Genomic DNA, 25,771 nt, shown 5'->3' on the forward strand with positions numbered 1-25,771 from the left:
TAATGCCTAGCGAGAAATTATATCGTGAATTTCAAAATCTGGAACGAAAGATTCAGTTGGTACTTACCGAAAATAAGCGACTAAAAGATGAATTAAATCACACCAGAGATGAAAATGGTTTACTGAAAGAAAAAATGAAAAGTCAAGAGGCTAATCTGACTACCTTTCAGGATAAAATAAAAATAAATAAACTAGTAAATAGCACAGTAGTCAGTGAGGGAGATTCAGTTGAACTGAAAGAGACGATAGATGGCTACATCAAGGAGATAGATAAATGCATTGCCCATTTGGCAGGATAAAATAACTACAAACCGAATGGCTGAACTATCCATAAAAATCAGAATTGGGAACAGGGAGTATCCCATGAGAGTGAAAGCGGAGGATGAAGAAAGAATTAGGAGAGCAGGGAAATTATTAAATGAGAAAATAAAAAATTACCAAAATCAATTTGGGATAGACGATGCCCAAGATTTGGTTGCCATGGTAGCATTTGATTGTTTGGTGGAGAAACTCAAGCGTGAGGAATCATCTGAAGCTTCAGATGATTTCGCTCTAAGCGAGATTTCAAAATTAAATCAGCTCATCACAAATTCGATTTAGAATTCTGATATATCGCCCTTGATTTAGACATTTCTGACTGTCCTGCTATTTGATAAACAAATACACAATGGACACCGCAATCATCATAATTATCACCTCAGTTGTTGGCACGATAATAGGCCTTCTTGTAGGTAGAACCTTGCAAGGAAAGAATGCCAGTAAGAAGGTTAAGGAAGCCGAAGAGCAAAGCAAACTCATCTTAAAAGAAGCTGAGGTAACAGCAGAAAGCATAAAAAAAGATAAGATTCACGAAGCAAAAGAAAATCTCTTCAAAATGCGAAGTGAGTTTGAAGAAGAGGCAGCTCGAAAGAAAAACATTATCCTCACAAATGAGCAGAAACTCAAGCAGAAAGAAACTAATCTTAACAAGCAATTTGAGCAAGCCAAGCGAAAAGAGGATGAATTGGATGGTTTAAAAGAAACACTTACCAACCAAATGGAAATAGCGCGTCAGCGAAAAGATGAGTTTGAAAAAATGCAGAAACAACAGGTAGCCATTCTTGAAAAAGCTGCCAACTTACCTGCAGAAGAAGCTAAAGTTCAGCTCATGGAAGCATTGAAAGATGAAGCTCGCACAAGTGCATCTGCTCATATCAAAGAGATTGTAGAAGAGGCAAAAATGACAGCTACTAAGGAAGCTAAGAAAGTGGTGATAGAAGCCATCCAACGTACTGCTACTGAGCATGCTATTGAAAACACTGTTTCTGTTTTCAACATCGAAAGTGATGATATTAAAGGAAAAATCATTGGCCGTGAGGGACGTAATATCCGAGCATTAGAAGCAGCAACTGGAGTTGAAATCATTGTGGATGACACGCCAGAAGCTATCATCATTTCCGGTTTCGATCCGGTAAGAAGAGAAATCGCCCGGTTGTCTCTTCATCGATTAGTTCAGGATGGAAGAATTCATCCTGCTCGTATAGAAGAAATCGTGAATAAAACCTCTAAGAACATTGGTGATGAAATCATCGAAATTGGTGAGAGAACAGTCATAGATCTTGGAATACATGGACTACATCCTGAATTAATCAAAATGGTCGGCCGTATGAGATTTCGTTCATCCTATGGGCAAAATCTATTGCAGCATTCCCGCGAGGTTGCTAACCTATGTGCTACGCTTGCTTCTGAACTTGGATTAAATCCAAAGCTTGCAAAGAGAGCCGGTTTGCTTCACGATATTGGAAAAGTGTGGCCTGAAGAACCGGAAAAACCACACGCAATCATTGGGATGGAGCTCGCAAAGAAGTATAAGGAAAACGCAGAAGTTTGTAATGCTATCGGAGCCCATCATGATGAGATAGAAATGACTTCAATGATCTCACCAATCGTTCAGGCGTGTGATGCAATATCAGGATCACGTCCGGGTGCACGCAGAGAGATAATGGAGCAATACCTGAAGCGTCTTAAAGATTTAGAAGGGATTGCTTTGAATTTTGATGGCGTCAATAAATGTTATGCCATTCAAGCCGGACGTGAGCTGAGAGTTTTGGTAGACGCAGAAAATGTAGATGACAAGCAAGCAAGTGACCTTTCATTCAATATTTCACAAAAAATTGAAAAGGATATGCAATATCCTGGACAAATAAAAGTGACAGTTATAAGGGAAACGCGTGCTGTAGCGTTTGCTAAGTAAGAAGTAACTTTAAATAAAAAGATATGAAAAAGATATTACTCACACTTTCTATACTTTCCATCCTCATAATTAGCTCCTGTGGTAGTGACGATGGCGTAGCAGTCAATAATCAAATCACCATAGGAGATCAAACCTTTGATATTACAAATGGAGGGTTTGTAGATCTCGGAGAATCTGAAGGTACATCTCAAGGTGCATTTGCCTTGGCCGATGCCAATATTTCAGTTTCATCTCAATCTTCGTTTTCCATTGGAAGTTCTTCTTCGTTTAGAATCGTATTTAACCTGGTAGCGCTTGGCACAACCTTAGGTTCTGGGGCATACACTGAAGGTGATGTACTCAGTCCTGATGCTGGTAAAGTATTCTTCGTGTCCATACTACAAGCAGATGGGACATCCTATAATGTAGATAGTGGCTCAGTCCAATTTAGTGGTACAAGTCCAAATTTTACCTTAAGCTTTGATCTTACCCTTGATGGAGGTACCCAGATGACTGGCGGCTTTAGTGGTGAGTTTGCCACAAACTGATATTTAGAATATATTGAATCCCGCATATTATGAAAAAAATATTTTTAGCCATCTCAATCCTTTCTACACTCCTTATCACTTCGTGTGGTAGTGACGATACGGTAGAAATCGAGTTAGGATTATCCGGAACTCTTACATATTCTGGAACAGAAATAAGTGCAAGCGATGGCCTCTTCGGAGAGGTTGCAGATGGAGGTGAATATGCGGCTTCATTTTTCATATCAAATGCTCCTATCACCTTTAACGCTGAAAGCAATCAAGCAAATTTTCAAGGTGAATACCTGATCAACATCGTAATCTATCGAGAAGGAGATGCATTTGCGTCTGGCAATTACAATGTAGCAACTCTGGGGAGCCCTGTGGAAGATAAAAGCGCATTCGTGGTTTATGCAGATTTAGATAATGCAAGCTCAGGAGGAATCCTTGCTATCGGAGGCACAATTAATATTCAAGGTTCTGGAAACAACTTTACATTGACCTTAGCGGTCGATTTTGAAAATGACGTAGAACTTGTTGGAAATGTCGCTGGTGAATTTGAACGAATTGAGATTCCTGCTCAATAAGTATTTTATACGCTTACTTTTAATCATTAATATTCAATTACATAAATGAAAAATCTACTACTAATATTTACTATCACATTGCTAGTTTTTATCACCTCATGCGGTAAAGATGATGGAGCCGAAATTCAACTGGGATTAAGTGGGGCTGTAACATTTGATGGTACTGCTACCACTATGTCAGACGGATTGATAATTGATTTTGGCGCTGATGCCGGCGAATACAATTATGACTTTTATATCGCCAATGGAAATATCGCTGTGGATGGAGTTGAACTCACTGTAAGTGGAAATACATTGATTTACCTAGAATTGTACAATGAAGGTACAGCGTTTAGTCCCGGAACTTTCGCTGTTGCTCAAAGTGGTGCAAAGTATTGCTTTGCAAGTATCCGTGTGGACGATGAAACAAACATAGCCACCGGAGGTACTGTTACTGTTACAGGATCAGGTCAAAATTATGAGGCTGTATTCAATCTCGAATTTTCGGGTGAGAGAACGCTGACAGGAACCGTAGAAGGTGGATTCGCACTTCAAGGCAGTTTATAGTGAGAAAATATCTCTATTTTAGCGGCATGATATCCAGTAGTGCCAAGAACAATAAATTTAACAAGAAGTCAAATCGACTTCTGCTGTTCGGCTATTGATGATATTTTAGATAAAAGAATTTTCAAAAACCGGAGTTACTGCTTCGGTTTTTTTGTTTAACCTGATTTTAAAATTTAAAAAATGGAATTTGCAAGCTTAATTAAAGCCACTGAGTCTTATGGCTCTCCGCTCTATGTGTATGATGCCAATCAAATGATGGAGAACTACAAACAGTTCATCAAAGCGTTCAAGGTGGATAAACTTAAGGTCCATTACGCTTGCAAAGCATTGAACAATCAAGCCATCTTGAAGCTATTTAAATCAGCAGGTGCCGGATTAGATTGTGTTTCTATTGAAGAGGTGCATTTAGGGCTTCATGCTGGTTACTCTGCGGAAGACATTTTGTTTACTCCTAATAATATTTCCACAGAAGAATATGAACAGGCAATAAAACTCGGTGTGAAAATCAATGTGGACAATCTTTACACATTGGAGTATTTCGGGATTAATCATCCGAAAGTTCCTATTTACATCCGCATCAATCCTCATCTCATGGCCGGAGGTAACCAAAATATCTCTGTTGGGCATATTGATTCCAAATTCGGAATTTCCATACATCAGGTACCTAATATTGAGCGAATTGTGAAAAAACTAAATATCAATGTGATGGGGGTTCATGTACACACCGGATCTGATATTTTAGATGCCGACATATTTATTAAAGCGGCTGAGTTGGTATTTAGTGTGGTTGAAAAATTCGAATCAGTAACTCACATAGACTTTGGTAGCGGCTTCAAAGTCGCATATAAACCAGATGACTTGCATACTAACATTTCCAGTTTTGGGAAAAAATTCAGTAAGGCTTTCAATGATTTTTGCTCCAAACAAGGAAGGGATTACACGTTAGAATTTGAACCAGGCAAATACATGGTTAGCAATGCTGGGTATTTTATCGCTAAGGCAAACTTAATCAAGCAAACGACCTCATGCACATTTGTGGGACTAAACACCGGCTTCAATCATCTGATAAGACCCATGTTTTACAATGCTTATCATCACATTGAAAATCTCTCAAATCCGACCGGTGAAAAGAAAGTTTACAATGTGGTAGGATATGTTTGTGAGACAGACTCATTTGCATCTGACAGAATAATTCCTGAGGTGCGAAAAGGTGATTTGTTGGTTTTCAAAAATGCAGGCGCCTATTGTTCAACTATGGCATCCAACTACAATTCCAGACCCCGGCCAGCAGAAATTCTTTTTTACAAAGGCAAAGATTATTTAATTCGACGCAGAGAGACTCTTGAAGATTTACTAGGTACTCAAGTGGAAGCTGCTATTGACTATTGATTTTCGAATTCATGCTTCAGAAGCCATTGTTTGCGATGAACACCTCCACCGTACCCAACAATGCTTCCATCAGATCCAATGATTCTGTGGCAAGGGATAATGATTGAAATGCGATTTTCACCATTAGCTCTTGCCACAGCTCTTACTGCTTTTACATTACCAACTACGCCAGCTTGTTGCTTGTAAGATCGAGTAACCCCAAATGGTATCTTTATCAAGGCATCCCATGTTTTTTGCTGGAATTCGGTTCCTGGAACTACAAGAGGTATGTCAAATACCTTCCTTTTGCCTTCAAAATATTCACTGAGCTGAGATGAAATTTCATCAATCATCACGTGTTTTCCAGTTATCATCTCCGATTTCATTCTTCGCTTCAAAACGTCCAATTGCGTCTCTATCATTTTTCGATCAGTGAATTCCAGAAGACAAAGCCCCTCATCTGTCACTCCAATCATCATAGGACCGAGTGGTGTAGGTATTCTGTTAATTGTAATTATTTGTCCTTCAGTCCCTGGTGAAAATCCTGTCATATTCTTAAATGTTTCTGAAAATCCACTGAGTGAATTATATCCTTGTTCAAACGCCGATCGAGTAACTGTTTGTCCTTCTTTGATTTTCAAAAAAGCAGTATTGATCCTGCTCATCCTCAGATACGCTTGAAACGTAATACCATGTGTTTTCTTAAAATATCTCCTTACTCGACTTGGGCTAAATCCTAATTGTGCCAATTCGTAATCCTTCCACTTTTTATCTGGTTGACTTTCTATGAGTTTTAAAAGTGGTGTAAGCCATTCAGGGTTAGATTGATATGTTTTCATTGGCCTACACACTTTGCATGCTCGATAACCATTGGTCAATGCATCTTTTGTCGAAGAGAAAAACTCAACGTTTTTATACTTCGGTTTTCGTGCCGAACACGTAGGCCTACAAAATATGCCTGTTGTTTTTACACCTACGATAAAGACTCCCTCATATTGAGAATTTTTGTCCAGTAGCGCCTTATACATTTCGTCAGATGATGGAAGTGTAATCATTATTCAAAAATAGAATAAGCATTATTCATGGTACAACCGAAATTTGAACAAGCATTTTTTAAATTTATAAATATGGCTTTTAACGAACATTTGGCAGATAAACTACGGCAAGCTTTGAACGAACGTAGTGTTGTCTTTGAAGAAAAAATGATGATGGGTGGTCTATGCATTATGGTAGATGATAAAATGTGCATAGGTGTAATCAAAAATGATCTGATGGCACGAGTAGGACCGCATATTTACGCTGATGCTTTGCAAAGAATAAATGCCCGCGAAATGGACTTTACTAAGCGACCAATGAAGGGATATTTATATGTAAATGCCGAAGGTTGGGACGATGAAGCGGAGCTTGGTGAATGGATAGATCATTGTCTGGTTTACAACAAAGAAGCAATATCTTCTAAAAAGAAGTGATCACCCATTCAGGTGATTTTTCAGAAATACTTTTTAACTTTTATAGAAGATTCTATCATTGAAAAAAATAAAACCATGCATTACACCTGCGAAATCGACATTGACAAACCTCGACACGAGGTTGTGAAGCTTTTTGACAACTCTGATAACATGAAATATTGGCAGAAGGGGTTTGTAAGTTTCGAACACATTTCTGGAGAACCAGGCAAACCTGGAGCTGAATCAATAATAAAGTATGACTTAGGTAAGCGAAAAATGGAATTGATTGAAACAATTACTTTTCGGCAACTGCCTGATGAATTTCATGCAAATTTTACCACAAAAGGTGTGGTAAACATTCAAAAAAACTACTTTAAAGAAGTAGATGGTCAAACAAATTGGACATCTGAGGCGGAATTCAAATTTAGAGGCTTTATGAAAATAATGACCTTTTTCATGGGCAAGAAACCATTTCAGAAGCAAACAATGTCCTTTTTGGAAGATTTCAAAGCTTTCGCAGAAGGAAATCCTAAGTATGGGACTTGAATAGTTATTTAGGGAAAAAGAAGATCAGCATATCATCGATGGTTGCTCTCCAAAGCCCCCAACTATGTCCTTCATGCAGTTCTTTCCAGTAAATCTCATAGTCATTCTCAATGAGATAATCTCGTACGCTTCTCATATTTGGCGGAAGTGAACTTCCCTCATAAGTACCCCATATAGAAGCTATTTTGATGTCTTTTTTCACATCATCCATCACGATGGCGTTTGTATGGAAATTATTGGGTTGGAAAGCCCCGGAATGAATCCCACAATTACCAAAAACATCGGGATTTTGAAAGGCTATAATGGCCGAAATATTGCCACCATAAGAATCACCTATGACAGCTCTTCCACTAGGCTCAGCAATTGTATTGTAATTTGAATCGATATACAGAACCAGTTCGCTCACGAAAAATTCCGAATAATCGAACCGATCCTCAAAAGCGTACTCAACATTGCGATTATTAGGTACAACAAAAACTGCTATAAGTGACTGAATTGATCCATCACTGATAAGATTGTCAATTACATTGGCAGCATATGCCAGATTGAGATAGTCCGCACCGTCCTGGAAGTAAACAACAGGATAGCTTTTGGTTTCATCATATCCGTGAGGTAGATATATAAATGCCTCATAGGTTTTATTTGTATTGATGCTCGACAATTGAACGCTGGTGGTTGTCCCTTTTTCCTCAGTTTCTCTCGCTTGAATCTCTCCAGGTTGGACGTATTCAGGCATGGCCAATTCTGAATTAGCTCCGAATCCGCCTCCTATTTGATTTGGATTTTTTGGATCAAGGATCCAATTAGAGCCATTGATTACTAGTTTGTAATCAAGTCTAGCATCTGCCTCAAATGATTCAGTCCTGTACCAAAGCTGAGTATCTCGCAGTCTAACGAATCCTCTCCCAGATGGACTCCATCCGGTAAAGTCACCAGCCACTGATACACTGTTGGCATCTCCTTGATATAGAAAATAGACCGTACTGTCATTCTCTATGAAAGGAAAATCAATAGAATCGATAAAGTCCTCAACAAGCCCATATTGCATGGATGAATCTGATTCATCTACTATTGCAATAAGTTCTGAAAATGAACTTATCACATCTGTTTGTGCCATAGGTTCAGCACGTTCTTTTTTACAAGCAAAAGAAGCAAGCAAAATGCTTCCAACTAAATAAGTTTTACTCAGGTGTTTTTTCATCAGGATATTCTTTCTTGAAACCATCCCAGAAATCAGCAATTGTTTGCTTCATATCTTTTCTAAGCATCAATATACCAAAGAGGTTAGGCAATGTCATCACTGCTATTGTGATCCCCGAAAGGGTCCAAATAATGGTGGTATCAGCAAAAGAAGCAACGAAAAATGCCACGACATAAACCAGTCTATAATACTTGACGGACTTTGGACCAAAAAGATAGGTCATGGCTCTATCACCATAATAGGACCAACTGATTGCTGTACTGAACGCAAATAATAAAAGACCAATAGAAACAATGTATTTTCCTGAATCTCCAAAATAGCTTCTTGTAAATGCTTCGGCTGTAAGTGGCGCACTATGAACAAGTGACTTTCCTTCAAACACAAGCAAGAGGTCTTCTGGTTTGCCATTAATTATGTTAACAGATCCAGTGATAGGCATTCCATCACTTAGAATTCTAACGTCTTCAGCCAGAGATCTTGCGTTTATAATTGATACATCCTCTTGAATTTTGCCGTCTACAACATTGAGAGGTCCATTGAAAAGAGGCAGCGAATTAGACTCGCTTATGTGACCATAAAGTTCTTGCTTCCCTGAATCTGTTGCATCAGTATAAATTCCTTCAACTATCGACATATCTGTATAGTCAAACTCATTGTTAAGTTTTTCATTCCAAACTCCTGAAGAAAGAAGTACTAATGCTGTGACTGAACAAATGACTATTGTATCAATGAATGGCTCTAAAATAGCAACAAACCCTTCTGAAACCGGCTCATGGCCTTTTGCAGCAGCATGCGCAATCGGAGCACTACCTTGACCAGCCTCATTTGAGAATAATCCTCGTCCAACACCCTTATTAAACGCAAAAGCAATAGATGCTCCAAGGAAACCTCCGGTAGCCGCTGAACCTGAAAAGAGGTCGGCAAAAATTGAGACAAACGAAGGAACAATATTTCCGATGTTATAGAAAATCACAGCGAAAGCTCCGATGAAATAGATCAATGCCATAGCTGGAACCAACCGTGAAGTAACCGCAGCTATTCTCTTAATTCCTCCAATAATAACCAACCCAAGAAGTACTGCAAGCACGCCACCGACTAGCATTTCATCCAGTCCGAAGGTAGCATTCAAGGAATCTGCGATACTGTTTATCTGCGGAAGTGACCCTGTACCAAAAGATGAAAGGACAGTTGCTCCAGCGAAAATGGCAGCCAACCAGCCCATATTTAGTTTATTCTTCATGTAGTACATTGGTCCACCCGCCATGGTACCATCTGCTGTTTTTTCACGGTATTTATGTGAAAGTGTAACCTCCACGAACTTGGTACACATACCAACGGCTGCTGTCATCAGCATCCAAAAAACAGCGGCAGGTCCACCTATGTGCACAGCCAATGCGACTCCTGCTATATTACCTGTTCCTACTGTTCCCGAAAGCGCAGTTGTAAGCGCTTGAAAATGATTGGTATCTCCTTCATCATCTTCCTTATCAAACTTTCCCTTTACTACTTTAAAAGCAAATCGGAAATATCTTATCTGAGGAAATTTCAAATAGATTGTAAAAAATAAACCAGTTCCTAAAAGCGCATAGGGAAACCAGGCTGAGCTACCGATGTAACTATCTATTAAGGAAAGAAAATCGTTAAGTTCTCGCATTCAATCTGTTTTTAGGTTTTTTGGAATCCGACAAAAATAGCTTTTTTACTGAATCAACAGCCATTGAAAACATTTCATTAACTAAACTGTTTGATGGATGGATATGAAACGTATCTAAAAGATCAATTTTGTATCTTTCTAGAAACAATCGAAAACACCAAAACCTAACTTTTCATGGAAGAAGTAACGAATGAAGCATCCAAGTATACCGAAATGGCCATTGACCTGGCCATGACCTGGGGACCGAAAGTAATTGCAGCTATTGTCACCTTACTGATCGGCTTGTGGATAATTGGAATAATCACTCGTGCGGTTGGTAGAACCATGCAGAAAAAAGATGTCGATGCCTCGCTCAGACCTTTTATAAAAACATTGATTTCTGCCACACTAAAAGTGATGCTCTTTATTTCCGTTATTGGTATGGTAGGAATAGAGGCCACCAGCTTTGTAGCTGTACTAGGAGCTGCAGGTTTAGCTATTGGTTTGGCTCTTCAAGGAACACTTCAAAATTTTGCCGGTGGTGTAATTATTTTGTTGCTGAAACCTTTCAAAGTTGGAGACTGGGTTGATACAGGTAGTTACTCTGGCACTGTGCATTCTATCCAAATTTTCAACACCTATATGAAAACTCCGGACAATAAAACTATCATTCTTCCAAACGGGACTTTAGCCAATACATCATTGACTAACTATTCTACCGAGCCAAGAAGGCGGATTGACCTTACAGTAGGAGTAGGATATGGAGATAGCACTGAAAAAACGAGATCGACGTTAATGGAACTCATCAATGCTGATGACAGAATATTGAATGATCCTGAACCATTTATTGCAGTTGCCGAATTAGCTGACAGCTCAGTAAATTTCACAGTTCGATTATGGGTTGAAGCCGGAGATTTTTGGGGGGTAAAGTTTGACATGAATGAAAACATTTACAATAAATTCAACGAGGTAGGACTGAATATACCATTCCCGCAAATGGATGTGCACGTTCACAAGGAAGGGTGATTATTCATGAAATAAACAACTTAAAGTCCGGTTTTCGAATCGGACTTTTTTATTTTTATGGTAATGAGAAAGAATATTTCATCCGGCGCACCATGGGAGAATCAGATAGGCTATTGCCGAGCTGTACGAGTAGGCAATACAATTGAGGTTTCCGGAACAGCTCCAGTTCGTGATGGCAAAACAGTCGGTGACAATGCCTATGAACAGACCAAGGCTTGCCTTGAGATAATCAAGGAGGCAATAGAAAATGCTGGCGGTAAAATCGAAGATGTGGTTCGCACCCGAATGTTTGTAACCGATATCTCTCAATGGGTAGCCATTGGCAAAGCACATGGTGAGGTTTTCACCCAAATAAAGCCTGCTACAACCATGGTAGAGGTAAAAGCATTAATTGAAGCTGATATGCTAATTGAGATTGAAGCTACAGCTTTGGTAAGTAGTTAAAGCGCTTCGAAATGGGCAATCATCTTATTCCGCAAATCGCTATGTGGTAATCTGCCAAGGCCTGCTCCCATATTATCTCTCATATGCTTCTCTTTAGAAGTTCCTGGAATCACACAAGTCACAGCTGGATTTGATATCAAGTACTTCAGGAAGAATTGACCCCAACTTTTGCAATCAAATTCTGATGTCCAATCAGGCAGTTCCCTATCTTTTACTCTTCTGAAGAGTGAGCCACCCGAATAAGGTCTATTGATCAGCACAGCTGCACCATTATCTCGTGCTGTTGGAAGCAATGTTTTTTCCGCATTGCGATTACTTATTGAGCAATTCACCTGAACAAAATCAATATTCTCAGTTTTGATGATCCTTTCCAACTCATTGTGTGCCCCATCTTGATAATGGGTTATTCCAATATGTCTGATCAACCCTTTTTCCTTCCATTCGTACAAAGTCTTAATGTGGGTTTTCCAGTCTTGCAGGTTATGAATTTGCATGAGATCCATTGGACTGGCTTGCATTCTTCGCATGGAAGTATTCATCTGATCAATGCCGGATTGTTTTCCGCTGGTCCAGACTTTAGTGGCAAAAAACAGTCGCTCTTGCAGATCGGTTTGCTCAGCTAATTCACCCACTACGCTTTCTGATGAGCCATACATTGGTGAAGAGTCTACAACGGTACCCCCTCCTTCCGCAAGTGCACGAAGTACGGCTTTTAGCGGCTTTCTCTGAGACGATGAGTTTCCTACATCGAAAGTCTGCCAGGTTCCTAAACCAACAACACCTATCTTTTCACCCGAAGATGGTATTACTCTCTTCATGATTTGATCTGTTGATGCGAAAGTCAATTTAGGTATAGAAAGTGCCAATGCTCCAATACCTATTTGCTTAAGCGCTTTTCTTCGAGATAATGATTCTTTCATAGTTATCAGCTTTAGCCGTTTTTGCGTTGAATATTTTTCCTATGCTAAATCCTGTCAACATCCACACCGCAGCAATAGGAACTGCCAACAAAGAAATAACATGAAGCGAGGATATGAGAGCATTAAGCCCTGTAAAAAGCCATCCACTTATCGCATCTCCTCCACGATAGATTACCGTATCAATGAAATTTTTTGAATTATATTTTTCGTGAATGGTAAGCCCTGTGAATAGTAGTTCTCGTGATGGCCTTTGGATGGAAAAGTTTAAGGAACGATAGAGTACCTGAACGATGAGAAGTGTGATTACAGCTTGATGAAGTCCTAGAGATAGAAATCCTGCCACAGCAATTAATGGTACAATCATTAAAGCAATTACAATTCCGGCCTTCCGAAGAAATCGCTCGGTCAAAAAAAATTGTAATATTAAAGTGAAGCTATTTACAAGTAAATCTCGTGTGCCAAAATAAAAGGTACGATCTGCCGACGATGTGAAAGCATCAGAAATTATATGCGCTTGTTCAAAATAAAGGAAGGTAGATACGCTGGTATATAGTAGAATAAAAAGACCAATTTGCTTTAGAAAAAGTGATCGTCGCATCAAAAGTAAGCCTTGCCATACGCTAGATATAGAAGCGGTTTTAAAATTAACTTCTCGAGATTTTTTAGATTTTTTTACAAGATCGACAAGGAATAAAGTAGCTATCGCTAGTAATCCTGCGGAGATCAGAAGAAGATTATTTATTCCAACCAATCCAACGCAATAGGTGGCTATCAATGGCCCAAAAATAGCACCGCAACTACCCCCTGCAGAGATGGGACCATACAGCCTTTTTGCCTGTTCCGAACTAAAAAGATCCGCATTGAAACTCCAGAAAATCGAAATCACAAATAGATTGAAAACGCTTAGCCATATAAAAAAGCACGCTGCTAAAATTGGAGAAGGAGTGATCTTAAACAGTAAGTAGAACAATAGGATATTTGTGATAAAGAACACATAAATCTTAGGTAGGAGCTGATGCCTGGGCACTTTTTTCATAAGGAAACCAAAAATCGGAATGATGAAGAGCATGACTGTGAAAGTGCCTGTAAACAACCATTGCATGTTGTCTACACCCGCCTCAATACCCATTTCGTCTCTGACCGGCCGAAGGATGAAGTAGCTACTCATCAAAAAGAAAAAATAGAGAAAGGAAGACCTAGCCAGTCTCAACTCATTCTTCGAAAGATTAAATATACGTCGTGAAAATATCATGTATCGAAAATTCATATTCGAGTTACGTGATCATTCACAAGAAGTCTTCCGTATTAATTAATCTGTTAGGTTTATTAATTAATTGGCACTTTTATCGCTAATGGATATCAATTCACTTATTCTGATTGTCTGTGGAGCCGGCGTGATTCAAAGCTTATTTTTATCGCTTTTTATCCTTGCGTCTAAGCGCATTCAATTGGATGAAAGGATATTGTTAGGGTTGCTTCTAATTGCGATATCCTTACGCCTAGTTAAATCTATTGGGTGGTATTTCTTTGATGTCGAAAATCAACTTTTCCTGAATATTGGTTTTGCTGCTCATGGCTTTATAGGTCCTATTTTAGTTCTATACTTCGCCAAGAAAACTCAATTGTTAAGCAGCAGATTTTACCAAATACTGATTCTAGCTCCAGCTTTTGCCCTGTTTCTGGCATCTCCTTTTCTTCCCCTCAATGATTTTTGGTACGTAGGTGGATATAAAGCGCTGCTCTATTACACCGCATTCTTTTTGCTCTTTGCTGGATATTATTTATGGATAATTTATAGGGAGAAGAAAATCTATTTCCCCTGGTACAGAAATCTTTATTTGGGTGTGTCCATCTTTTGTGTGTCTTATTTCACAAACTACATTTTTGGACTCAATCCATATATCACTGGTCCAATTTTATATGCATTTGTAATTTATCTCATCAGCTTCATCATTTTTTCCAATCGTAAAATTTTCACGCCGCTTGGAGATAAAAAGAAGTACAAAAATATCAACCTTACTCCCGATCAAATAGCACATCATAAGACGAGAATAGAAAGAGTCATGACCGAACAAAAACCATACCTTAGTAGTGATTTCAGTTTATCAGAATTGTCACAACTCACATCTATTCCTAAGCATTTACTTTCCAGATTTTTTAGCGAGAATCTAAATCAGAGTTTTACTGATTTTACCAACAGTTTTCGAGTTTCTAAGGCAAAAGACTTACTGATAGATAAGAAATTTCGAAATCATAAAATAGCATTTATTGCTTATGAATGTGGCTTCAATTCGCTGTCTTCCTTCAATGCCGCTTTTAAGAAAATAGTGGAAAATTCCCCATCAGAATATAGGAAAAAGTTAAGCAGGTTTTGACGATTGTACTGGCACTGTGCACTCTTACGTTAAAAACATAACCACGTCGTAAATAAAACTGGCTGCAAGCTTAGCCGTACGACCATCATCATAGGGAGGGCTCATTTCAGCCACGTCAAAACTCACTACTTTTCCAGATTTATGTAGTTCATTCATTAGCGGTTTGATATGATGAGGCAATGCGCCATATGGATTGACGGCACTTACTCCAGGCGCTATTCCTGCTGAAAAAACATCTAAATCGAGTGTAATAGCTATGATATCCACCTGTTCATTGAAGTAATTGATTTGAGCCAATAGATCTTCCTTAGACTCAGTCAAAAGTTCTTCCATCGATATGAATGACTGTTTTTTTTTCCGCATTAGCTCAAACATAGGTGCGATGTTGACCGCTTCGTTTATCCCGATTGGGAAGTAATGAACGTTATCATACTCATCAAAGAGTTGTCTGGCCCAGCTTCCCGAGTGAGCGCCTTGAGGATACTCTCTGAGGTCAAAATGTGGATCGAAATTGACTATACCAACTTTCTTTTTAGGAAATGAATCCAGGACGCCTTTACCATGCGCATAGCTAATCTCGTGACCTCCTCCTAGCAAAATTGGAAACGATCCATTTTTGAGCATGGCTTCAACATATCTGGCCAGTTCTCGTTGTGAATTTTCAAGCTGATCACCACTTACTACCACATCTCCTACATCTGTGATCTTTTGGGATTCATCAAAATGTACTGCAAGATTCACCATCGCTCTACGTATGGCATCTGGTCCATCTACTGCACCTGTTCTTCCCAGATTTTTCTTCACTCCTATATCTGAGCAAAAGCCAAGAAAGCATGCACCTTTAGGTATTTTTGAGTTTAAATCCGCACACTCAACCACTTGATGCCAAACATCTCGCACAGATCCAGCATCTTGTCTGCCCTTCCATATTGACTTATTTCCGGGCTTATACATGATTGACTTCTTTGCCGTTTTTCCAGACCAGACTAGGTTTGATCTTGCCTTGGTTGTACAGAATTTCTCGATAATCGTTAACTGGAAATGCCGCAAGGTCTGCCTTCATACCATTAGCTATTCTTCCCCTATCATTAAGACCAAGTGCTTTTGCTGCTCGAAATGTGATCCCTGCAAAAATCTCTGCGGACGATAACTTTTCATAAATCCCAAGAATAGCAGCCTGTACAAGCAAGTCTCCCATAGGTGCCGATCCGGGGTTCCAGTCCGTGGATATCGCTAGAGAGGCTCCAGCATCTAGTAATTTCCTGGCTGGGGTAAAATTCATGCCTAGTCCGATGCTAGCCCCAGGAAGTGCTACAGCAACAGTTTCGGACTTAGCTAGTATGCGTACTTCTCGGTCAGTACTTGCTTCCAGATGATCTGCACTCCTGGCTCCAAGTTCTGCAGCAATTTGACTTCCTCCAATATGAAATTGATCTGCATGTATGGTCAGCTCAAAACCTAAGTTTTTGGCTTTGCTCAGATATTCTTTGGCCATTTCCATTGGAAAAGCTGATGGTTCCACGAAAATGTCAATCCGATTGGTGAGTCCTTTGACGAGTAATTGTGGTAGTAAATCATTTTCCAGGTAATTCAGAAATTCCCTTTTATCACTGAATTCCTTTGGGCAAACATGTGCGGCGAGGCATGTAGGAATCAAGTCTGAGATGACATCTGCTTTGGCATCTTTTACCACTTCTAGAATCTTTAACTCATTTTCAACATTAAGCCCATAACCACTCTTTACTTCAATAGTGGTCACACCATCCATTAAATGTCTATTTGCCCTCCTAATCAGCCCAGTTAGCAAGTCAGTTGAAGGTGCAGCTCGCGTTTTTTCCACTGAGTCAAATATGCCTCCACCTTGTTCCAGTATTTTCTCGTAAGATTCTCCAGACATCCTTAATGTATAGTCCCTAGCCCGTGTGCCGCCCCATACTAAATGAGTATGACAATCGATCAAACCAGGAAGTAAAACCTGATCACCAGCTATCTCTTCAACATCTGAAGTTTCAGATTTCAAAGTATCAAAATCGCCAACTTTCAAAATTTTTTCATCATCAACTAATACACCTGCATTTTGCACAATATCTAATGCAGAATCATCTAAAGCGCCTTTTTCCGGTGCACTTGAAAGTGTTACAATCTCTTTGAATGGGCCAATCAGCTTCGACATGGTACGAAAATTGAATTAAATCGAAAAGTTACGACTTTTGCTAATGTATAATGAACCACAATCATCATGAAAAAATACCTACTTATATCTTTACTTTCCTTAATCACTGTGTTCTCATTTGGACAGATGGGAAGCATTGGTTTTTCATTGGGACTGCCACAAAATGAATTCAAAGAAAATACTGATGCTACTGGTTTTGGTGGTGATCTATCATTTGCCTTTCCTTTTCAAAAAGGTACACCAATCTATCTTGGGCTTGACGTTAACTATATGATTTATGGCAGAAATGCCCAGAATGAAGATTTATTTGCTTCTATAAATGATCAGAATGGGAATGAACTGGCTCGTCTTGAAATTCCTCTACGTATTGTAAACACCAATAGTATTTTTGGAACTCATGCCTTTATACGAGCTGTAGCTCCATTAGAATTAATTCAGCCTTACGGTGAAGCACTGTTTGGATTCAGATACATCTCTACCAATACCAAAATTCTGGACAGATCAAACGACAGAAGGTGGGCAACAGAAGATGATTCGGATGTCATTTCGAGAGAAACGGTGTTGGATGACTGGATATTAAGTTATGGTTTTGGTGGAGGATTCCTTATCAAAATAGGGCCTAAAGCATTTATAGATCTTCGGGTGAATTATTTTAAAGGGCAAAGGGCAGAGTATTTCGATGGTCAGGATACAGAATCTTGGGAGGTAACTTTTTCCGGCAGCAACTTTGACGAAGCTACAGTAAGTGGTGACGATCTAACATTTAACACCTCACCAAGAGAATCAACGACAGATTTACTTGTGATAAAATTTGGTGTGGCTTTTAAAATCTAGTAACCGTATTTTTCTTTCCATCTGAGACGGAGGAATTTTCTTAATTCTTCTTCACGAACATTTTGACCTGGATTGTAAAGTTTCATTCCTTTGATCTCATCAGGCAAAAACTCCATTTCTGCAAAATTCATGGGATGGTCGTGAGCATATTTGTAGCCTTTTCCATACCCTTGGTCTTTCATGAGCTTAGTCGGTGAATTTCGAACAGCCATTGGAACGGGGAGATCGCCTGTCTTCTGAACCAACGCTTGAGCCTGGTTGATTGCCATATAGCTAGCATTGCTTTTCGGACTTGAAGCCAGGTAGGTTACACATTGTGAAAGAATGATCCGAGATTCGGGATAGCCAATCATATTAACTGCCTGAAAGGCATTGGTAGCCATCACCAAAGCTGTAGGGTTAGCATTGCCAATGTCTTCTGATGCCAGAATAACTAAGCGTCTCGCAATGAATTTCACATCTTCACCTCCTTCTATCATTCGTGCCAGATAGTAAACCGCCGCATTGGGATCACTCCCACGAATGGATTTTATGAAGGCCGAGATCACATCATAATGCATCTCTCCCTTCTTGTCATAAAGCACCGTTTTTCTTTGTGCGGCCTGCACCACTTTTTCATTGGTGATTACCTTTTTCTTGCCTTCATCACTTTTGATAACAAGCTCCAAAAGATTCAGAAGTTTTCGACCATCGCCACCTGAAAGATTGAAAAGCGCTTCCGTCTCCTGCAATTCGACTTGCTCTTTTCTTAAATCTTCGTCTTGAGACAGGGCTTTTTCTACGAGTGTTAAAAGATTTTCTTTTGAAAGTGCATTCAGTGTATACACTTGTGACCTAGAGATCAATGCAGAGTTTACTTCAAAACTTGGATTCTCGGTAGTTGCACCAATTAAAGTGATCACTCCTTTTTCCACAGCTCCAAGAAGCGCATCTTGTTGTGCCTTATTGAAACGATGAATTTCATCAATGAAAAGAATTGCCTTGTTCCCACGACTCGCTATCTGAATCACCTCGCGAACTTCCTTTACTCCTGCACTAATGGCACTTAAGGTATGGAACGGACGCCTTACTTCATTTGCGATAATATTGGCTATAGTAGTTTTCCCAGTACCAGGTGGTCCCCATAAAATCATTGATGGCACCTGTCCTGAGCTAATGGCTCTTCTCAATACACCATTGTCCCCTACGAGATGTTCTTGACCAACCAGGTCTGAAAGTCTGGCTGGCCGCATTCGCTCAGCTAGTGGTGATTGGTCTTCAAGCATTACGTAAAGTTATACTAATAATATTAGTATACTGAGTTGCTCTTTAAGTAACCGAATCACTTTTTAAGAACGATAATATTGCCTCCCAGGATTAAAATCATTCCTATTAATACGTGCCATCCAAGTACATAGTCTTCAAAAAAGACAGAAAGAGTGACTGCAATGACAGGAATTACAACGAGCACATAGCCCGCTTTGTCTGCACCAATCTTCCCGATAAGTGTCAAATAAGATCCAAAAGCAATGATTGACCCGAAAAAGGATAAGTAAAGTAGAGATGCAAAATATTCTAATTGAAAGTCGAATGTGATTGGAACGCCTGAAACAAATGCAACAATTGCGAAGATAATTCCTCCATAAAGCATTCCATATGCATTTGTCTGAATGACAGGCATCCCTTTGCTTTGATTGAACGCGGAAGTAATGTTTCCAAGAGATGCCACGATCACCGAGATAAAACATATGGTCAAATGGAAAGTCTTAAAATCTGCCTCTCCTAGTCCAAGAAGCTCCTGTTTAAAAAGGAGTAGTGTTCCTGCTATCCCAAGCATCGCACCTACATAAACCTTATTCTCGGTATTCTTCGCTAAAAATAGTTTTCCAAAAAAGGCATTTAGAAAAATGATGCATGAAAACATGATCGCTACCAAGGCGCTGATCAACTCTTGCTCTGCGATATAGACAAACCAGTAGTTGAACCCAAAAAGCAAGGCACCCTGAAGTACCATTCTCAAATGTTCCTTCGCGCTAAACTGGAGGTTTAATCCTTTTAATCTGGAATAAATCAGCAACAGAAGTCCTGCTAAAATAAACCGATAACTCACAGACCATGTAGGATCGACCACCCCAAGCTGAAACTTGATAACAAAAAAAGTAGATCCCCATATTAATGCAGGAACTACAAATAGTGAAGTAGAGCTTAACCGCATGCCCCGAATCTAGATTATCACTCGAGGATATACCGTATGATTTGGATGAAGATTTTTAATCCAAATCAAGTTTTTTCTTAATAGCTGGCATCAATTAATTGTAGTGGCACTGCCTACATTTGCCCGCGTGAATATTTCATCCATAAAAACCTATTCTGCACTTACACTTGTAAGCCTATTCTATGGAGTGAACTACAGTATTTTAAAAATTGTAGTGCCTGAATTTGTCGGTCCTTACGGCTTCATTGTATTTAGAGTCTTAGTAGCTTCGGTAGTATTCTGGATTATTCATTCGTTCAATCGCGAAAAAATAAATTGGAAGAAAGACGGAATTACGCTGACATTGTGTGCACTTACAGGTGTTGCTGTCAATCAACTATTATTTTATAAAGGTATCAGCCTTACTTCAGCCGTTAACGGGTCTATTATTATGACTCTTACGCCTGTTCTGGTACTGATATGGGCTTACCTACTCATTGGGGAAAAGATTACACGAGCTAAAGTTATAGGCGTAATTCTAGGTTTGATTGGCGCAATCATCATACTATATCAACCGGATGCCTTACTTACAACTGGAGATTGGAGGGGTGATATTTTGGTTTTGATAAATGGAGCTAGCTATGCTTGCTATCTGGTCTTGGTCAAACCATTGATGAAGAAGTACAAACCCATGACTGTTGTTACCTGGGTCTTTACTATCGCAATCATTTTTGTGGTTCCGGTAGGTATCTCACAAGCCATCAACGTAGAATTCAGTAGTCTACCGCCAAAGATTTGGTGGAGTATGGGGTATGCAATCATTGTTGTAACGGTTGTAGTGTATTTCCTCAATGCCTGGACGCTTGTCAAGGTCAATTCGTCCGTAGTAGGTGCATTTATTTATCTACAACCAGTATTTGCCACAATCACTGCAATACTCTTTTTTGGAGAGGTTTTCCTCCTCAAACACCTTGTTGCTGCAACTTTCGTATTCACTGGTGTTTGGCTTGTGACCATGACTAAGAAATCTTTTTGATTACTTCTGCAAATTGATTTAGGCTATTATCAGCAAAGTCAAGATGTGTCACAAACCGAATAAGGCCTTTGCCAAAGCCAACGGCAAGTATTCCTTGGTTTTCAAGTTCTTTAAGTAGCCACTTTTCGGATTTACCTTCCACTAGCTTGCCTATGACTATATTGGTTTCTACTGGATACACCTCTTGAATAAAAGACAATTCTTGCAAGGTCTCACCTATTTTTTGAGCACGATCATGATCTTCTTGTAAGCGACCAACATGATTATCTAAGGCATGAATGCACGCTGCAGCTAAATACCCAGCTTGTCGCATACCACCACCGAAAACCTTTCTCACTCTTCGGGCCTCTTTAATCTGGGCTTTAGTACCTAGCAAAACAGACCCTACAGGAGCACCAAGACCTTTTGAAAAGCATATGGATATAGTATCGAACAGTTTTCCATATTCTGCTGGATGTTCTCCTGTTTTTGCAATGGCATTAAAAAAACGAGCACCATCAAGGTGCAGCTTCAGGTTTTTATCATCACAGACTTTTCGAATATTTTTAATATCCTCGATTTTATAAACTGCTCCACCTCCTTTATTCATCGTGTTCTCAAGCACAACCAGCCGTGAATTTGGAAAATGAATATCATCTGGATTGATACTATCTTCAATTTGCTGGGCCGTGATCATACCTCTATCACCTTCCAGGAGCTTAGGCGAAAGCATGGAGTTGTACATCATCCCTCCACCTTCATACAAATAAACATGTGAGTATTTGTGACAAATGACTTCATCTTGCGGACGGGTATGGATTCGCATAGCTATCTGGTTGGTCATCGTCCCCGAAGGACAATAAAGTGCGTCTTCTTTTTCGAATAGCGAAGCAATCTTTTCTTGAAGCGCATTTACAGTTGGGTCATCACCAAAAACGTCATCACCTACTTCCGCCGACATCATTTCCTTGAGCATTTCAGTCGTAGGCTTCGTTATTGTATCACTGCGTAAATCAATCATAAGAATCGTAAGTTAAAATCCAGTAAGAATGCTTGAATGTATCCCACCGAACATTAGCAATATCTACTTCTTTGTCAATTAGTGCTTTCCTTTTATGTCCATTGAGAGATACTTTAGCATCTGCATATACTGCTACATCTTTTCCTTCTTCTTTGTACTCTTTTTTCAATCGTTGAGCAAATTGCCATATCATATCAGGCTGTCCTGCAATCGCTGCTTGCTGATCAGGGGATAAATAGCTTTTTAAATTTATACGCTCTCGATCACCGGTATTTTTATCTTCAATAGACACATTGATGTATCCAGATTTGGCTCTTAGCATCATTCGCCATGAAAGCCGGTGCCCTTCCTCAGTAAAGCCTACATCCCCATCAATTAAATGATGACGTATCGGCAGTACCAACTGAATTAAAAAATATACAGCCAACAGATATGTCCATACACTAGACAATTGCTTTCGTATAGGGTAAATCTTGACTTTCTTTTTAAAAAAGACACGTCGGATAGTGTCCGGTGGAAAAAAGAAGACTGTTAATCCAATCATCAAATAAGGAAAAATTCCAATCTGAAAAACGAATGAATTGAACAGATTAAAGAAAATAGAAAGAACAAATCCAACTTTACGGGTCTTGGGATGAAGTAGTAAAAAGAAAATCGTTCCATCATAAATTACACCCCCCCATGCAATGGCATATTGAAACCAATTTTCCTGAAGCAATGGTCCTATCAGCCAATAATTCGATTTGTACTGAAACCAAATGCTGATTGGACGTGCATCCAGCCAATCCCAATTCATTTTATGAATACTCGCATAGACATAGACAATCAATATTTGAATGATGAAAAAATAGTGGCAAACTCGAGCGCAGGACTCTTTTGCGATCGTAAAACCAAAATGAGCATCCAAAGACTTGCTTTTATGTGCAGGTAATAGAAGCATTGCTGCGCTTAGTAAAACAAGAAGGTAATAGTGATTATTATAATGAGTTTTTTGCATGATATAAACCACCGTCCACATACTCAAAAAAACGAATGAGGATGCCCGATAGAATAATCCCAGCATGATACAAAGTGCCGCCACTCCCATTACAAAGAAATAAATAATCATTCCATTGTCTTCGATAGGTTGCAACCATTCAAATCCAATCATGGTGAAAGTGAATTCTGGAATGATAAAGGTTTTCTTAACCCAACCAGTAGCAATAGCTCCAAAACTTTCGGCAGCTGCTAAAAAGCCAAAAACTATTCGAAATAATACAAGTGGGCTATTGTCAACCTCTGTTCCTAAAAATGTCCTTGCGGATTGAAGCATTTCACGCGGTTTCTGCTGTGAAAATAGCAGGAAGCTAAAAGAATAACCTGATTTTGATAATAAAAAAAGGAGCTCGAAAGCTCCTTATTCTAAACCTAAGTAAATATGAAGAGGATTAATTTACTTTCTTTTTTTACGCTTATATGCCTTCTGGGTTTTGCTGTTTAACGATCTTTAACCTTCCGACTGACCTTTTTATCGAAAGATTAAACCCCAAGAGGAAATATTGAAGAATTAAATAGCTAAAAGTGTGCCAATTCCATCTATATAAATCCAAACTTGAAAAAATATTTGTGTTCATATGCACAATTGAGGAGGATTTCTAAAATGGAATCCATTTAGTAATTGGCTGACAGTTTTAATCGTATATTTTTGCGGAAAATCTAAAAGAAATGAGTGTTCTCGTAAATAAAGATTCAAAAATCATTGTACAGGGTTTCACAGGCTCTGAAGGTACTTTTCACGCTGGTCAAATGATCGAATACGGCTCCAATGTTGTAGGCGGAGTTACACCCGGTAAGGGCGGGCAAACTCACCTGGACAAGCCCGTATTCAACACAGTGAAAGAAGCAGTAGATAAAACTGGTGCAGATGTAACCATCATATTTGTACCACCTGCGTTTGCTGCTGACGCAATCATGGAGGCAGCCGATGCTGGCATCAAAGTAATTGTAACAATTACTGAAGGCATTCCTGTCAAAGACATGATGAATGCTAAACCATACGCCAAATCAAGAGGAGCTGTACTTGTTGGGCCAAACTGTCCCGGAGTAATCACGCCAGATGAGGCCAAAGTTGGGATCATGCCAGGCTTTGTTTTCAAAAAAGGTAAAGTAGGTATCGTATCAAAGTCAGGTACCCTTACATATGAAGCAGCGGATCAGGTAGTAAAAGCAGGAATGGGTATCTCAACAGCTATTGGTATCGGGGGAGATCCAATCATTGGAACATCTACTAAAGAGGCTGTTCAAATGCTGATGGAAGATCCTGAGACTGATGGAATCGTAATGATTGGTGAGATTGGCGGATCGTATGAAGCGGATGCTGCAAAGTGGATTCAGGAAAACGGAAACAAAAAACCTGTGGTAGGATTCATTGCCGGACAAACAGCGCCTCCGGGTAGAAGAATGGGGCATGCCGGAGCTATTATTGGTGGAAAGGATGATACTGCAGAAGCCAAAATGAGAATCATGGGTGAATGTGGCCTTCATGTAGTTGATTCACCAGCTGATATTGGAGCAGTGATGAAAAAAGCATTGAGCTAAGATTCGTTTAAAAGAAAAAAGTGAAGCCCCAAACGGGGCTTTTTTGTTACTCAAAATGATATAAGAATACCATAGTCGCAGTAAATGCTGGCTTTTTCTCACCTGCTATTTCAAGAAGTGCATCTACCTCGGCTTTAGATATTCCTCTAAGATTCACGAGGGATTTTAAGGTTGCTGTAAGCTTTACTTCATCGTTTACTTTTACCGCCTGGCCAAATTTCAACTTGTCAATACCGTAATTCACCAACATCTTCACATTATTGAATTGAGCAATTTGCTCCCATAGAAACGGCATAAGTGAAAGGGTGAGGTATCCATGAGCGATTGTAGTACCGAAGGGTCCTTCCTTGGCACGTTCTGGATCCGTATGAATCCACTGATAGTCCAAGGTTGCATCTGCAAACTTGTTGATTTGATCTTGAGTGATCTTGTGAAACTCTGATACGCCCAACACCTTACCCAGGTGTTGCTCAAACTCTGTGTGATTATTGATGATTAGTTTACCCATAATTCGTAATTAGGTCAAATTTTCTTTCAGGATTCAAAGGTAGAACAGACTATTAAGAAAACTTCATATAGATTTTTCAAAAAATAATTATTGTTTTAAAAGAAGAAATCTTCCCTTACAAGGATGGCAGCATTATATTCTGATAACCAGTGTTTTAAACAAAATTTTATTAATAATATTATTATATTTTATACAACGTAACAATAGTTAATCATTAAAGAATAAATAATATTTTTCTTCTAAAAATTTGGTTAAACCAAAAATCCTGATCTAGGTTTGCATCATCAAATCGATAAGGTATCGATTTATAAAGAAGCGCCGAGAGACAGGCTCTATGACGCGCTAGCAACCCTCCGAAAATTGGAAACGGTGCTAATTCCTGAACGATAAATTGATTGCTATGAACACACAACATTACATCGTTCCCCAAAGTATTGACTTACAAGTCCGAAAGGGAAATTACGTCTTCTCATCGATTCGCCATTCATTTTACATTTGTTGCTGTTGCAGCTTTAGGTAATCATTTGATCCATTTGGGTTTGCGATCATCTTAGGAAGAAGTGCACCTTCTCCGGAAAAATCCCTTCATGCAACATTACTCATCAGTTGTTCATGATTAATCCACAAAATCACGATTTAC

Annotated in this window: 27 protein-coding genes and 1 riboswitch; of the genes, 15 read left to right on the plus strand and 12 right to left on the minus strand. The window is 39.2% G+C overall.

Features of this window, described 5'->3' with window-relative positions; genetic code table 11:
- The first annotated feature begins 2 nt into the window (after positions 1-2).
- The 7 genes from ABJG98_RS17565 to lysA all read left to right on the plus strand — a co-directional run bounded on the left by ABJG98_RS17565 (position 3) and on the right by lysA (position 5,258).
- Positions 3-299: a hypothetical protein gene (locus ABJG98_RS17565; protein ID WP_348280856.1), complete on the plus strand. Its 297-nt coding sequence runs from the start codon at positions 3-5 to the stop codon at positions 297-299.
- A 16-nt stretch (positions 300-315) separates the two neighbouring features.
- A complete protein-coding gene (locus ABJG98_RS17570; protein WP_348280857.1) occupies positions 316-600 on the plus strand; it encodes a cell division protein ZapA in 285 nt (94 codons plus the stop codon).
- A gap of 67 nt (positions 601-667) precedes the next feature.
- Positions 668-2,233, plus strand: coding sequence for a ribonuclease Y (rny, locus tag ABJG98_RS17575; protein WP_348280858.1), 1,566 nt, complete (start codon positions 668-670; stop codon positions 2,231-2,233).
- 23 nt (positions 2,234-2,256) lie between these two features.
- Positions 2,257-2,760 carry a hypothetical protein gene (locus tag ABJG98_RS17580; RefSeq protein WP_348280859.1) on the plus strand — a complete coding sequence of 168 codons (504 nt, stop codon included), beginning with the start codon at positions 2,257-2,259 and terminating at the stop codon, positions 2,758-2,760.
- Positions 2,761-2,789: 29 nt separating this feature from the next.
- Entirely contained in the window at positions 2,790-3,323 is a 534-nt protein-coding gene (locus ABJG98_RS17585; protein ID WP_348280860.1) for a hypothetical protein, read from the plus strand.
- Between the two features lie 45 nt (positions 3,324-3,368).
- Positions 3,369-3,869, plus strand: a complete 501-nt coding sequence (locus ABJG98_RS17590; RefSeq protein ID WP_348280861.1) for a hypothetical protein — start codon at positions 3,369-3,371, stop codon at positions 3,867-3,869.
- 180 nt (positions 3,870-4,049) lie between these two features.
- The gene (gene lysA / locus ABJG98_RS17595) at positions 4,050-5,258 is read left to right on the plus strand and encodes a diaminopimelate decarboxylase (RefSeq protein WP_348280862.1); all 1,209 of its coding nucleotides are present in this window, start codon (positions 4,050-4,052) and stop codon (positions 5,256-5,258) included.
- Here lysA and ABJG98_RS17600 read toward each other — a convergent pair.
- Complete coding sequence (locus ABJG98_RS17600) at positions 5,252-6,292, minus strand: trifunctional transcriptional activator/DNA repair protein Ada/methylated-DNA--[protein]-cysteine S-methyltransferase (RefSeq protein ID WP_348280863.1); 1,041 nt, start codon at positions 6,290-6,292, stop codon at positions 5,252-5,254. The genes lysA and ABJG98_RS17600 overlap by 7 nt on opposite strands.
- Positions 6,293-6,364: 72 nt before the next feature.
- Here ABJG98_RS17600 and ABJG98_RS17605 point away from each other — a divergent pair, with 72 nt between their 5' ends.
- A complete protein-coding gene (locus ABJG98_RS17605; RefSeq protein ID WP_348280864.1) occupies positions 6,365-6,706 on the plus strand; it encodes a TfoX/Sxy family protein in 342 nt (113 codons plus the stop codon).
- Positions 6,707-6,781: 75 nt separating this feature from the next.
- The gene (locus ABJG98_RS17610) at positions 6,782-7,231 is read left to right on the plus strand and encodes an SRPBCC family protein (RefSeq protein WP_348280865.1); all 450 of its coding nucleotides are present in this window, start codon (positions 6,782-6,784) and stop codon (positions 7,229-7,231) included.
- A 4-nt stretch (positions 7,232-7,235) separates the two neighbouring features.
- On the opposite strand, the gene ABJG98_RS17615 is transcribed toward ABJG98_RS17610, so the two are convergent.
- Both ABJG98_RS17615 and ABJG98_RS17620 read right to left on the minus strand, forming a co-directional pair.
- On the minus strand, positions 7,236-8,432 hold the full coding sequence (locus tag ABJG98_RS17615; protein WP_348280866.1) for an alpha/beta hydrolase-fold protein: 1,197 nt from the start codon (positions 8,430-8,432) through the stop codon (positions 7,236-7,238).
- Positions 8,413-10,086 carry an AGCS family amino acid carrier protein gene (locus tag ABJG98_RS17620; RefSeq protein ID WP_348280867.1) on the minus strand — a complete coding sequence of 558 codons (1,674 nt, stop codon included), beginning with the start codon at positions 10,084-10,086 and terminating at the stop codon, positions 8,413-8,415. Before ABJG98_RS17620 ends, ABJG98_RS17615 begins: the two co-directional genes overlap by 20 nt.
- A 174-nt stretch (positions 10,087-10,260) precedes the next feature.
- Here ABJG98_RS17620 and ABJG98_RS17625 point away from each other — a divergent pair, with 174 nt between their 5' ends.
- Positions 10,261-11,091, plus strand: coding sequence for a mechanosensitive ion channel domain-containing protein (locus ABJG98_RS17625; RefSeq protein WP_348280868.1), 831 nt, complete (start codon positions 10,261-10,263; stop codon positions 11,089-11,091).
- A gap of 63 nt (positions 11,092-11,154) precedes the next feature.
- Positions 11,155-11,535 carry a RidA family protein gene (locus ABJG98_RS17630; protein WP_348280869.1) on the plus strand — a complete coding sequence of 127 codons (381 nt, stop codon included), beginning with the start codon at positions 11,155-11,157 and terminating at the stop codon, positions 11,533-11,535.
- On the opposite strand, the gene ABJG98_RS17635 is transcribed toward ABJG98_RS17630, so the two are convergent.
- The gene (locus ABJG98_RS17635) at positions 11,532-12,455 is read right to left on the minus strand and encodes an aldo/keto reductase (protein WP_348280870.1); all 924 of its coding nucleotides are present in this window, start codon (positions 12,453-12,455) and stop codon (positions 11,532-11,534) included. The genes ABJG98_RS17630 and ABJG98_RS17635 overlap by 4 nt on opposite strands.
- Positions 12,421-13,707: an MFS transporter gene (locus ABJG98_RS17640; RefSeq protein WP_348280871.1), complete on the minus strand. Its 1,287-nt coding sequence runs from the start codon at positions 13,705-13,707 to the stop codon at positions 12,421-12,423. The genes ABJG98_RS17635 and ABJG98_RS17640 overlap by 35 nt, the downstream gene beginning before the upstream one ends.
- An 82-nt stretch (positions 13,708-13,789) precedes the next feature.
- Between ABJG98_RS17640 and ABJG98_RS17645 the strand changes: the two genes are divergently transcribed.
- On the plus strand, positions 13,790-14,830 hold the full coding sequence (locus ABJG98_RS17645) for a helix-turn-helix transcriptional regulator (RefSeq protein WP_348280872.1): 1,041 nt from the start codon (positions 13,790-13,792) through the stop codon (positions 14,828-14,830).
- A gap of 24 nt (positions 14,831-14,854) precedes the next feature.
- Here ABJG98_RS17645 and hutG read toward each other — a convergent pair whose 3' ends face one another.
- Together hutG and hutI are read right to left on the minus strand one after the other, a co-directional pair.
- On the minus strand, positions 14,855-15,784 hold the full coding sequence (gene hutG, locus ABJG98_RS17650; RefSeq protein ID WP_348280873.1) for a formimidoylglutamase: 930 nt from the start codon (positions 15,782-15,784) through the stop codon (positions 14,855-14,857).
- Positions 15,777-17,003 (minus strand): imidazolonepropionase, encoded by a 1,227-nt coding sequence (gene hutI / locus ABJG98_RS17655; protein ID WP_348280874.1) that lies wholly within the window; start codon positions 17,001-17,003, stop codon positions 15,777-15,779. The genes hutG and hutI overlap by 8 nt, the downstream gene beginning before the upstream one ends.
- Positions 17,004-17,069: 66 nt before the next feature.
- Here hutI and ABJG98_RS17660 point away from each other — a divergent pair, with 66 nt between their 5' ends.
- Positions 17,070-17,837, plus strand: coding sequence for a hypothetical protein (locus tag ABJG98_RS17660; RefSeq protein ID WP_348280875.1), 768 nt, complete (start codon positions 17,070-17,072; stop codon positions 17,835-17,837).
- Here ABJG98_RS17660 and ABJG98_RS17665 read toward each other — a convergent pair.
- The gene (locus tag ABJG98_RS17665; protein ID WP_348280876.1) at positions 17,834-19,102 is read right to left on the minus strand and encodes a replication-associated recombination protein A; all 1,269 of its coding nucleotides are present in this window, start codon (positions 19,100-19,102) and stop codon (positions 17,834-17,836) included. The genes ABJG98_RS17660 and ABJG98_RS17665 overlap by 4 nt on opposite strands.
- A gap of 56 nt (positions 19,103-19,158) precedes the next feature.
- Positions 19,159-20,031, minus strand: a complete 873-nt coding sequence (locus ABJG98_RS17670) for an EamA family transporter (protein ID WP_348280877.1) — start codon at positions 20,029-20,031, stop codon at positions 19,159-19,161.
- Between the two features lie 103 nt (positions 20,032-20,134).
- Between ABJG98_RS17670 and ABJG98_RS17675 the strand changes: the two genes are divergently transcribed.
- Complete coding sequence (locus tag ABJG98_RS17675; RefSeq protein WP_348280878.1) at positions 20,135-21,046, plus strand: DMT family transporter; 912 nt, start codon at positions 20,135-20,137, stop codon at positions 21,044-21,046.
- On the opposite strand, the gene ABJG98_RS17680 is transcribed toward ABJG98_RS17675, so the two are convergent.
- Together ABJG98_RS17680 and ABJG98_RS17685 are read right to left on the minus strand one after the other, a co-directional pair.
- Complete coding sequence (locus ABJG98_RS17680; protein WP_348280879.1) at positions 21,030-22,046, minus strand: GntG family PLP-dependent aldolase; 1,017 nt, start codon at positions 22,044-22,046, stop codon at positions 21,030-21,032. The genes ABJG98_RS17675 and ABJG98_RS17680 overlap by 17 nt on opposite strands.
- A complete protein-coding gene (locus tag ABJG98_RS17685; RefSeq protein WP_348280880.1) occupies positions 22,039-23,358 on the minus strand; it encodes an HTTM domain-containing protein in 1,320 nt (439 codons plus the stop codon). Before ABJG98_RS17685 ends, ABJG98_RS17680 begins: the two co-directional genes overlap by 8 nt.
- Before the next feature lie 392 nt (positions 23,359-23,750).
- Between ABJG98_RS17685 and sucD the strand changes: the two genes are divergently transcribed.
- Positions 23,751-24,623, plus strand: a complete 873-nt coding sequence (gene sucD, locus ABJG98_RS17690) for a succinate--CoA ligase subunit alpha (protein WP_348280881.1) — start codon at positions 23,751-23,753, stop codon at positions 24,621-24,623.
- A 46-nt stretch (positions 24,624-24,669) separates the two neighbouring features.
- Here sucD and ABJG98_RS17695 read toward each other — a convergent pair whose 3' ends face one another.
- Positions 24,670-25,131, minus strand: a complete 462-nt coding sequence (locus tag ABJG98_RS17695) for a MaoC family dehydratase (protein ID WP_348280882.1) — start codon at positions 25,129-25,131, stop codon at positions 24,670-24,672.
- A 302-nt stretch (positions 25,132-25,433) separates the two neighbouring features.
- Positions 25,434-25,538: riboswitch (SAM riboswitch) on the plus strand.
- The last annotated feature ends 233 nt before the right edge of the window (positions 25,539-25,771 follow it).

It is taken from the genome of Ekhidna sp., assembly GCF_039960695.1.
Lineage (GTDB): Bacteria > Bacteroidota > Bacteroidia > Cytophagales > Cyclobacteriaceae > Ekhidna.

Bases quoted from the DNA above. Each gene is read 5' to 3' on its own strand.
- ABJG98_RS17565 (WP_348280856.1), top strand. From the start codon at position 3: ATGCCTAGCGAGAAATTATATCGTGAATTTCAAAATCTGGAACGAAAG.
- ABJG98_RS17570 (WP_348280857.1), top strand. From the start codon at position 316: ATGGCTGAACTATCCATAAAAATCAGAATTGGGAACAGGGAGTATCCC.
- rny (WP_348280858.1), top strand. From the start codon at position 668: ATGGACACCGCAATCATCATAATTATCACCTCAGTTGTTGGCACGATA.
- ABJG98_RS17580 (WP_348280859.1), top strand. From the start codon at position 2,257: ATGAAAAAGATATTACTCACACTTTCTATACTTTCCATCCTCATAATT.
- ABJG98_RS17585 (WP_348280860.1), top strand. From the start codon at position 2,790: ATGAAAAAAATATTTTTAGCCATCTCAATCCTTTCTACACTCCTTATC.
- ABJG98_RS17590 (WP_348280861.1), top strand. From the start codon at position 3,369: ATGAAAAATCTACTACTAATATTTACTATCACATTGCTAGTTTTTATC.
- lysA (WP_348280862.1), top strand. From the start codon at position 4,050: ATGGAATTTGCAAGCTTAATTAAAGCCACTGAGTCTTATGGCTCTCCG.
- ABJG98_RS17600 (WP_348280863.1), bottom strand. From the start codon at position 6,292: ATGATTACACTTCCATCATCTGACGAAATGTATAAGGCGCTACTGGAC.
- ABJG98_RS17605 (WP_348280864.1), top strand. From the start codon at position 6,365: ATGGCTTTTAACGAACATTTGGCAGATAAACTACGGCAAGCTTTGAAC.
- ABJG98_RS17610 (WP_348280865.1), top strand. From the start codon at position 6,782: ATGCATTACACCTGCGAAATCGACATTGACAAACCTCGACACGAGGTT.
- ABJG98_RS17615 (WP_348280866.1), bottom strand. From the start codon at position 8,432: ATGAAAAAACACCTGAGTAAAACTTATTTAGTTGGAAGCATTTTGCTT.
- ABJG98_RS17620 (WP_348280867.1), bottom strand. From the start codon at position 10,086: ATGCGAGAACTTAACGATTTTCTTTCCTTAATAGATAGTTACATCGGT.
- ABJG98_RS17625 (WP_348280868.1), top strand. From the start codon at position 10,261: ATGGAAGAAGTAACGAATGAAGCATCCAAGTATACCGAAATGGCCATT.
- ABJG98_RS17630 (WP_348280869.1), top strand. From the start codon at position 11,155: ATGAGAAAGAATATTTCATCCGGCGCACCATGGGAGAATCAGATAGGC.
- ABJG98_RS17635 (WP_348280870.1), bottom strand. From the start codon at position 12,455: ATGAAAGAATCATTATCTCGAAGAAAAGCGCTTAAGCAAATAGGTATT.
- ABJG98_RS17640 (WP_348280871.1), bottom strand. From the start codon at position 13,707: ATGATATTTTCACGACGTATATTTAATCTTTCGAAGAATGAGTTGAGA.
- hutG (WP_348280873.1), bottom strand. From the start codon at position 15,784: ATGTATAAGCCCGGAAATAAGTCAATATGGAAGGGCAGACAAGATGCT.
- hutI (WP_348280874.1), bottom strand. From the start codon at position 17,003: ATGTCGAAGCTGATTGGCCCATTCAAAGAGATTGTAACACTTTCAAGT.
- ABJG98_RS17660 (WP_348280875.1), top strand. From the start codon at position 17,070: ATGAAAAAATACCTACTTATATCTTTACTTTCCTTAATCACTGTGTTC.
- ABJG98_RS17665 (WP_348280876.1), bottom strand. From the start codon at position 19,102: ATGCTTGAAGACCAATCACCACTAGCTGAGCGAATGCGGCCAGCCAGA.
- ABJG98_RS17670 (WP_348280877.1), bottom strand. From the start codon at position 20,031: ATGCGGTTAAGCTCTACTTCACTATTTGTAGTTCCTGCATTAATATGG.
- ABJG98_RS17680 (WP_348280879.1), bottom strand. From the start codon at position 22,046: ATGATTGATTTACGCAGTGATACAATAACGAAGCCTACGACTGAAATG.
- ABJG98_RS17685 (WP_348280880.1), bottom strand. From the start codon at position 23,358: ATGCTTCAATCCGCAAGGACATTTTTAGGAACAGAGGTTGACAATAGC.
- sucD (WP_348280881.1), top strand. From the start codon at position 23,751: ATGAGTGTTCTCGTAAATAAAGATTCAAAAATCATTGTACAGGGTTTC.
- ABJG98_RS17695 (WP_348280882.1), bottom strand. From the start codon at position 25,131: ATGGGTAAACTAATCATCAATAATCACACAGAGTTTGAGCAACACCTG.